This window comes from Oleiphilus sp. HI0061 (assembly GCF_001635675.1).
The window spans coordinates 1-613 of sequence record NZ_LWFE01001827.1; the positions used below are offsets into that span (position 1 = coordinate 1).

1 protein-coding gene is annotated in these 613 nt (G+C 48.6%); it reads left to right on the top strand.

Translation table 11 applies throughout. The features are described 5' to 3' along the window. On the top strand, positions 1-613 hold a 613-nt coding region (locus A3735_RS27795; protein ID WP_156499979.1), incomplete at both ends, for a 3'-5' exonuclease.

Consider the following 613-nt stretch of genomic DNA (forward strand, 5'->3'; position numbering starts at 1 on the left):
TGGCGGCAGAAGATTCGCTACCTCTTGGTTGATGAGTACCAAGATACTAATATGGCTCAGTACGAGCTGGTGAAGCAAATCGTGGGTGACCGTCATGCTTTGACAGTCGTAGGCGACGATGACCAGTCTATCTATGCCTGGCGTGGAGCAAGGCCAGAAAACCTGGCGCGTCTGGAAAAAGACTTCCCAAGCCTGAAGCTGATTAAGCTGGAGCAGAATTATCGCTCTACCAGTTTGATCTTGCGTGCGGCGAATACCTTGATCGCCAACAACCCTCATATGTTTGATAAAGCACTATGGAGCCAGCTGGGTGACGGAGAGCGAATTCGTGTAATTCGTTGTCGCCATGAAGATGCAGAGGCAGAACAAATTGCCGCAGAGATTCTTGATCTTAAGTTGAAAAAGGACATTCCTTTTAAAGACTTCGCTGTGCTTTATCGTGGTAACCACCAGGCGCGTCTGCTGGAAATCAAGATGCAGGCTTTTCAGGTGCCTTATCGCTTGTCTGGTGGTACCTCCTTCTTTGCCAAGAATGAAATCAAAGATGCCATGGCCTACTTGCGTCTCATTGCTAACCCTGATGATGACGCAGCATTTCTTCGGGTAGTCAACG